This window comes from Cupriavidus sp. R6-3, assembly GCF_059772245.1.
Map to the genome: position 1 here is coordinate 1 of NZ_JCBAJO010000255.1, position 6309 is coordinate 6309.

Below are 6309 nucleotides of genomic sequence, written 5' to 3' on the forward strand. Positions count from 1 at the left end.
CGGCAATTGCAGCAGAGCGGGATGGTCGGCGAGACGGCGGTGGCGCAGGCCTGTGGTGCGCCGCTGCGGGCCGCGCTGGCACAGGCGGTGCCTGCGGTGCACGCCTCCGCCAACGCCGCTGCGGCGGGGGTCTACGGAGCAACGACAGGGAAAGGACTGGCGGAACAGCCGGTGGGAACGGCCGCCGGCACGGGCGCCAGGGTGGCGGTCACGGCCGACGCGGCCTCGAAGGTGGCCGCCGCCGCGGACTCGGCCTCGAAAGCGAGGCAGGGTCCGCGTCTGCCGCCGGCGCTGCGGCGCCTGCGGCAATGGTTCTGATCGCGGCGCGCCCGGGGAGAGCGCGCCGCCCCGCCGCAAGCATCGGAGCAAGCAGCGGGATCGAGCGGCGGCTTACTTCTTGTAGTTCGCCACGCCGTCGGTGATTTCCTTGTGCGCTTCCTCGATGCCGCCCCAGCCCTCGACCTTGACCCACTTGCCGGCCTCGAGCGCCTTGTAGTTCTCGAAGAAGTGCTTGATCTGGTCCAGCGTGTTCTGCGGCACGTCCGACAGGCCCTTCATGCAGGCCGTGGCCGGCGACAGCTTGTCGACCGGCACCGCGACCAGCTTGGCATCGACGCCGGCTTCGTCGGTCATCTTCAGCATGCCCAGCGCGCGGCAGCGCACCACGGCGCCGGCCAGGATCGGGAACGGAGTGATCACCAGCACGTCGACCGGGTCGCCGTCGCCCGACAGCGTCTGCGGAATGAAGCCGTAGTTGGCCGGATAACGCATGCCGGTGCCGATGAAGCGGTCGACGAACAGCAGGCCGGTTTCCTTGTCGGCCTCGTACTTGACCGGATCGCTCTGGGCCGAGATCTCGATGATCACGTTGAAGTCGTTCGGGATGTCCTTGCCCGGCGGGACGAGATTGAAGCTCATGCGGTTCTCCAGATGCCTGTATTCGGCCGGTATTTGGCCACGGTTTGATGATGGCCGGCATTATAGCGGCTCGGTCTGACCGGGAACTGACAAGCCCGGGGACGAGCCCGGCGGCCTTGCCGACGCGCTGCCGATGCGTTGCTGACGCTCTGGCGACGCGCTGCCGATGCGCTGCCGATGCGCTGCCGATGCACTGCCGACGCTCTGGCGACGCGCTGCCGACGCGCTGCCGATGCGCTGCTGACGCTCTGGAGACGCTCCGCCGGGGCGCTGCCGGCGGCGCGCCCTTGCAGCCGCGCGGCCCGGCTGGGCGATAATGCCGGCTTGGAATTTCAGCCGGAGCATGACGATGCACGCCCAGCACTTCGTTGCCAACCGCCTGATGGCGCCGGATTCCGGCATGCGCATCAAGGTGTTCGACCCCTCCACCGGCGCGCCCTTCGCCGAGATCGCGCGCGGCAACGCGACCGATATCAACGCCGCGGTCTATGCCGCCCGCCAGGCCTTCGATGGCGCCTGGGGCGCGCTGTCCGCCGCCGAGCGCGGCCGCCTGCTGACTGATCTCGCGCGCAAGCTCGCCGAGCACGAGGCCGAGCTGGCCGCGCTCGAGGCGCGCGACACCGGCAAGCCGCTGAGCCAAGCGCACGCCGACGCCCGCGCGATCGCCCGCTATTTCGAGTTCTACGCCGGCGCGGCCGACAAGCTGCACGGCCAGACCATCCCGTATCAGAACGGCTATACGGTGCTGACCGTGCGCGAGCCGCACGGCGTCACCGGCCATATCGTGCCGTGGAACTATCCGCTGCAGATCTTCGGCCGCAGCGTCGGCGCGGCGCTGGCCGCCGGCAACGCCTGCGTGGTCAAGCCCGCCGAGGACGCCTGCCTGTCGCTGCTGCGCGTGGCGGAACTGGCCGCCGAAGTCGGCCTGCCCGAGGGCGCGTTGAACGTGGTGACCGGCTATGGCCACGAGGCCGGCGCCGCGCTGGCGCGCCATCCCGGCATCGACCATCTGTCGTTCACCGGCTCGCCGCAGACCGGCAAGCTGGTCGCGCAGATGGCCGCCGAGAACCATGTGCCGGTGACGCTGGAGCTGGGCGGCAAGTCGCCGCAGATCGTGTTCGCCGACGCCGATGTCGATGCGCTGGTGCCGGTCGTGGTGCGCGGCATCGTGCAGAACGCCGGGCAGACCTGCTCGGCCGGCAGCCGGCTGCTGGTCGAGCGGCCGCTGTACGACGCGCTGCTGGACCGGCTGGCGATGGTGTTCGAGTCGCTGCGGGTCGGCCCCGCCGAGCAGGACCTCGAATGCGGACCGCTGATCAGCCGCAAGCAGCAGCAGCGGGTCTGGGACTTCGTCTCCGACGCGCAGCACGCCGGCATCCCGGTGATGGCGCAGGGCCAGATCGTCGCCGACGCGCCCGAGACCGGCTACTACCAGGTGCCGATGCTGCTGCGCGACGTGCCCGCGACGCACCGGCTGGCGCAAGAGGAGGTGTTCGGCCCGCTGCTGGCGGCGATGCCCTTCGACGACGAGCAGGACGCAATCGCGCTGGCCAACGGCACGCCCTATGGCCTGGTGGCCGGCATCTGGACGCGCGACGGCGCGCGCCAGCTGCGGCTGGCCCGCAAGGTCCGTGCGGGCCAGGTCTTCATCAACAACTATGGCGCCGGCGGCGGCGTCGAATTGCCGTTCGGCGGCTCCGGACAGTCGGGCCACGGGCGCGAAAAGGGTTTCGAGGCGCTATACGGCTTCACCACCCTCAAAACCATCGCCATCCACCATGGGTAATATCAATTTCCTCTCGGTCGCCTTCGCCATCTTCTTTTTCTGGATGGCCTGGCACGTCAATCACAAGCGCGCCACCAATCCGTCGGGCATGCCGCGGCTGCAGGTATTCAAGCGCAAGTGGGGCGAAACGATCGGCGACCGGGTGCACTGGTGCCTGTATGTCGCGCTGCCGTTCCTGCTGGCGCTGATGATGGTGGCCAATGCGCTGCGTGGGCGCGGGCCGTTCTCGGGCTAGGCTGGCCCAGCCGGACGGTGGCGGCGATGGCCACCGTCGGCCGATGCGTTGTGCGGGTGCGGGGATGCGTGTAATGCGTACCTGATGCCTGCCGGACCGTCCCTCAGATCGCCACCATCTCGAAGTCTTCCTTGCGGGCCCCGCATTCCGGGCAGGTCCAGTTGATCGGCACATCCTCCCACTTGGTTCCGGGCGGGATGCCGTCTTCGGGCGCGCCGGCGGCTTCATCGTAGATCCATCCGCAAATCAGGCACATCCAGGTCTTGTATTCCATAGGGTGGTGACGTCTCGATTAAAATTCAGCGCAGATGGTACCGAATCGACGCGCGGCGCGCCACCGGCATCCCGGTATTTGGCGCCGAATCGATGGCGATTGACGCGGATTGCAGCCGATCGCAGACGGTTCGCGCGAATTGGCGTCCGCCCGCCTCTCTCCCGGCGGCGCCCCCTCTCCTCCTCCAGGCAGATCACGACATGTCACGAAACCAGCAGCTTTTCGACCGCGCCCAGCAGACCATTCCCGGCGGCGTCAATTCGCCGGTGCGCGCCTTCCGCTCGGTCGGCGGCACGCCGCGCTTCATCGAGCGCGCCGAAGGTCCCTACATGTGGGACGCGGATGGCCAGCGCTACATCGACTACATCGGTTCGTGGGGTCCGATGATCGTCGGCCATGCCCACCCCGAGGTCGTCGGTGCGGTGCAGCGGGTCGCGGCCGGCAGCTTCTCGTTCGGCGCGCCGACCGAGGCCGAGATCGAGATGGCCGAGGAAATCTGCAAGCTGGTGCCGTCGATCGAGCAGGTCCGGCTGGTGTCGTCGGGCACCGAGGCCACCATGAGCGCGCTGCGGCTGGCGCGCGGCTTCACCGGGCGCGACCTCATCATCAAGTTCGAGGGCTGCTATCACGGCCATGCCGACAGCCTGCTGGTCAAGGCCGGCTCGGGCCTGCTGACCTTCGCCGACACCACGCAGAACGCGCCGTCGTCGGCCGGCGTGCCCGCCGACGTCACGCGCCACACGATGGTGCTCGAGTACAACAACGTCGAGCAATTGGAGCAGGCCTTCGCGCGCCACGCCGGCGAGATCGCCGCGGTGATCGTCGAGCCGGTGGCCGGCAACATGAATCTGGTGCGTGCCAGCGACGCCTTCCTGCAGGCGATGCGCCGGCTGTGCAGCGCCGACGGCGCGGTGCTGATCTTCGACGAGGTGATGACGGGCTTTCGCGTTGCGCTGGGCGGCGCGCAGGCGCACTACGGCATCAAGCCCGACATGACGTGCCTGGGCAAGGTGATCGGCGGCGGCATGCCGGCGGCGGCCTTCGGCGGCCGGCGCGACATCATGGCCAAACTGGCGCCGCTGGGCGGCGTCTACCAGGCCGGCACGCTGTCGGGCAATCCGCTGGCGGTGGCGGCCGGCATGGCGACGCTGAAGCTGATCCAGGCGCCCGGCTTTCACGACAGGCTGGCGACGCAGACCCGCAAGCTCGCCGATGGCCTGGCCGAGGCCGCGCGCGCCGCGGGCGTGCCGTTTGCCGCGGACGCGGTCGGCGGCATGTTCGGGCTGTATTTCCGCGAGGGCGTGCCGGCCAGCTTTGCCGAGGTCACGCAATGCGATACCGCGCGCTTCAACCGCTTCTTCCACGCGATGCTGGACAACGGCGTCTACCTGGCGCCGTCCGCCTTCGAGGCGGGCTTCGTCGGCGCGCAGCATGACGACGCGATCCTCGAGGCGACCTTCGAGGCCGCGCGCCGGGCCTTCGCGGCGCTGTAACGAGGGCAGAGAGGCGCTGCGGCAAGGCGGTGCGGTGAGGCGCTGCAGTGAGGCGGTGCGGTGAGGCCGCGCAGTGGGGCGGTGCAGTGAGCCCTGCAGCAAGGCCGCGCTTCCCGCCGCTGCCTGTCCGCGCCGGCCCCCTCTCCCAGCCCGCTCCGTGGATGAATCAAGCGGCCGGTGCGCTACACTGGCGTTCCGATGATCCACGGAGTTTCCGATGCGCGCCTTCCTTTCCTCGTCGCCCACCTTCGCTTCGTCGCGGTCTTCCCTGTTGTCGCTGCGCCCCTTGCGCTGGCTGCTGCTGGCCTGGCTGGCGAGCCTGCTGAGCGCCTGCGGCTACAACGACTTCCAGGCCAAGGACGAAGCCATCAAGGCGGCCTGGGGCGAGGTCGTCAACCAGTACCAGCGCCGCGCCGATCTGATTCCGAACCTGGTCAATACCGTCAAGGGCTACGCCTCGCATGAGCGCGAGACGCTCGAGGCCGTGACCAAGGCCCGCGCCACCGCCACCAGCATCCAGGTCACGCCCGAAACGCTGAACGACCCGCAGGCCTTCCAGCGCTTCCAGCAGGCGCAGGGCGAACTGAGCGGCGCGCTGTCGCGGCTGCTGGCGGTCGCCGAGAACTATCCGCAGCTCAAGGCCGACGCCGCCTTCCGCGACCTGCAATCGCAGCTGGAAGGAACGGAGAACCGCATCACGGTCGCGCGCCAGCGCTATATCGCCGCGGTGCGCGACTACAACGTGCTGGCGCGCAGCTTCCCGACCAATCTGACCGCGATGATCTTCAACTACGAGGTCAAGCCATCGTTCACCGTCGAGAACGAGAAGGCGATCTCGACCCCACCCGCGGTCAAGTTCTGATCCTCGTGCCGATGATCTTCGCCGCAGGACTCCGGCGCTGGCTGCGCGCATCGCCGGCGTCGATGCTGATGCCGATGCTGATGCCGGTGCTTGCGCCGATGCTCGCGCTGGCGATGCTGCTCGGCGCATCCGGCGCGGCGCAGGCGCAGGGCGACGGCTTTGTCGCCGTGCCCGCGCTGACGCAACGCGTCACCGACCTGACCGGCACGCTGGCGCCGGCGCAGCGCAGCGCGCTGGAAAACGTGCTGGCCGAATACGAGCGCACGCGCGGCAGCCAGATCTTCGTGCTGATGGTGCCGACCACCGATCCCGAAACGATCGATGCCTACGGCATCCGCGTGGCCGACGCCTGGCGTGCCGGCCGCCAGGGCATCGACGATGGCGTGATCGTGCTGATCGCCAAGGACAATCCGCCCGGGCTGCGCAAGATGCGGCTCGAAGTGGGCCGCGGCGTGCAGGGCTCGCTGACCGATGCGATGTCCAAACGGATCCTGCAGGACATCATGGCGCCGCATTTCCGCCAGAACGATTTCTATGGCGGCCTGGCGGCCGGCATCTCGGCGATCCAGGCGACCATCGACAAGGAGGCGCTGCCGGGCCCGCAGGCGCGCCGGCAGGCGCAGCAAGGCGGCATCGGCGACTGGCTGCCGGTGCTGTTCCCGCTGCTGATCATCGCCTTCTTCCTGTTCTCCGCCACGCGCGGACGCCGGCGCCAGATCGTGGTCGGCCGGCGCGGCTGGG

8 protein-coding genes are annotated in these 6309 nt (G+C 69.2%); 6 read left to right on the forward strand and 2 right to left on the reverse strand.

What is annotated here, in order from left to right:
- Nucleotides 1-318 (forward strand): hypothetical protein (locus AC6EI8_RS23145; RefSeq protein WP_498382986.1); only part of this gene is annotated, 318 nt, incomplete at its 5' end.
- A gap of 72 nt (nt 319-390) precedes the next feature.
- Here AC6EI8_RS23145 and ppa read toward each other — a convergent pair.
- A complete protein-coding gene (gene ppa, locus AC6EI8_RS23150; RefSeq protein WP_498382987.1) occupies nt 391-918 on the reverse strand; it encodes an inorganic diphosphatase in 528 nt (175 codons plus the stop codon).
- 349 nt (nt 919-1267) lie between these two features.
- Between ppa and AC6EI8_RS23155 the strand changes: the two genes are divergently transcribed.
- Together AC6EI8_RS23155 and AC6EI8_RS23160 are read left to right on the forward strand one after the other, a co-directional pair.
- Nucleotides 1268-2704, forward strand: a complete 1437-nt coding sequence (locus AC6EI8_RS23155) for an aldehyde dehydrogenase family protein (RefSeq protein WP_150083601.1) — start codon at nt 1268-1270, stop codon at nt 2702-2704.
- Complete coding sequence (locus AC6EI8_RS23160; protein ID WP_006577064.1) at nt 2697-2939, forward strand: hypothetical protein; 243 nt, start codon at nt 2697-2699, stop codon at nt 2937-2939. Before AC6EI8_RS23155 ends, AC6EI8_RS23160 begins: the two co-directional genes overlap by 8 nt.
- A 103-nt stretch (nt 2940-3042) precedes the next feature.
- Here AC6EI8_RS23160 and AC6EI8_RS23165 read toward each other — a convergent pair whose 3' ends face one another.
- Nucleotides 3043-3213: a rubredoxin gene (locus AC6EI8_RS23165; RefSeq protein WP_006577065.1), complete on the reverse strand. Its 171-nt coding sequence runs from the start codon at nt 3211-3213 to the stop codon at nt 3043-3045.
- A gap of 200 nt (nt 3214-3413) precedes the next feature.
- Here AC6EI8_RS23165 and hemL point away from each other — a divergent pair, with 200 nt between their 5' ends.
- The 3 genes from hemL to AC6EI8_RS23180 all read left to right on the forward strand — a co-directional run.
- A complete protein-coding gene (hemL, locus tag AC6EI8_RS23170) occupies nt 3414-4706 on the forward strand; it encodes a glutamate-1-semialdehyde 2,1-aminomutase (RefSeq protein ID WP_498382988.1) in 1293 nt (430 codons plus the stop codon).
- A gap of 217 nt (nt 4707-4923) precedes the next feature.
- On the forward strand, nt 4924-5568 hold the full coding sequence (locus AC6EI8_RS23175; protein WP_149316919.1) for a LemA family protein: 645 nt from the start codon (nt 4924-4926) through the stop codon (nt 5566-5568).
- Nucleotides 5569-5666: 98 nt separating this feature from the next.
- A partial coding sequence (locus AC6EI8_RS23180; protein WP_498382989.1) for a TPM domain-containing protein occupies nt 5667-6309 on the forward strand: 643 nt, incomplete at its 3' end.

What these genes read in the sequence shown, in the direction of transcription:
- ppa (WP_498382987.1), bottom strand. Translation starts at nt 918, where the DNA reads ATGAGCTTCAATCTCGTCCCGCCGGGCAAGGACATCCCGAACGACTTC.
- AC6EI8_RS23165 (WP_006577065.1), bottom strand. Translation starts at nt 3,213, where the DNA reads ATGGAATACAAGACCTGGATGTGCCTGATTTGCGGATGGATCTACGAT.
- hemL (WP_498382988.1), top strand. Translation starts at nt 3,414, where the DNA reads ATGTCACGAAACCAGCAGCTTTTCGACCGCGCCCAGCAGACCATTCCC.
- AC6EI8_RS23175 (WP_149316919.1), top strand. Translation starts at nt 4,924, where the DNA reads ATGCGCGCCTTCCTTTCCTCGTCGCCCACCTTCGCTTCGTCGCGGTCT.
- AC6EI8_RS23155 (WP_150083601.1), top strand. Translation starts at nt 1,268, where the DNA reads ATGCACGCCCAGCACTTCGTTGCCAACCGCCTGATGGCGCCGGATTCC.
- AC6EI8_RS23160 (WP_006577064.1), top strand. Translation starts at nt 2,697, where the DNA reads ATGGGTAATATCAATTTCCTCTCGGTCGCCTTCGCCATCTTCTTTTTC.